The 535-nt window shown below is 67.1% G+C and carries 1 protein-coding gene; it reads right to left on the bottom strand.

What is annotated here, in order from left to right:
- The coding region (locus tag NKI59_RS35050) for an IS66 family transposase (RefSeq protein WP_352709091.1) at positions 1-522 on the bottom strand (522 nt) is incomplete at its 3' end.
- Positions 523-535 lie beyond the last annotated feature (13 nt).

The following is a 535-nucleotide window of genomic DNA, read 5'->3' as shown; positions in this document are numbered from 1 at the left end:
CACGTGCTGGATCACCTTCCATTGCCGCGGCACCACCTCCAGCGTCTCGGTGATATCCTCACCCAGCCTGCGCAGCCGATGACCGCCGCAGCAGTGGCAAGCGGTCGGCGCCGGCTCGACCACGCGTTCGCGCGGCAGGTGCTCGGGAAATGGCTGGCGCGCCGGTCGTTTGCGCACATAAGGCGCCACCTCGGTGGTCCGCGCCGCTGCCTGTTCGGCGGCGATCTCGTCTTCCGTTGCCGTGCTCTCGAGTTCCTCGAAGGTGAGTTCCATCTGGTCGTGCAGGCGGGCGGCACGTTCAGAACTTTGACCATGCAGCGCCCGCTGCAGCTTCCGGATCGTCAGATCCTGATGTGCGATCAGCGCCGCATCATCCGATGCCTTGGCCCTGGCGACCGCCAGTTCGGCCTCGACCAGCGCAGCGCGTGCGGCCTCGTCTTCGGCTCTGGCCAGCGCCGCGGTCAGCGCTGCTCTCAGCGCGCCAATATCGTCCGGAACAGCATCCTGGGCGGTGGCAACCATGCCCTGGAGTGAA

Source organism: Mesorhizobium sp. M0598 (assembly GCF_040320865.1).
Taxonomy (GTDB): Bacteria; Pseudomonadota; Alphaproteobacteria; order Rhizobiales; family Rhizobiaceae; genus Mesorhizobium.
The sequence above is the reverse complement of the archived record's forward strand: the minus strand, read 5'-3'. Positions and strand labels throughout refer to the sequence as shown.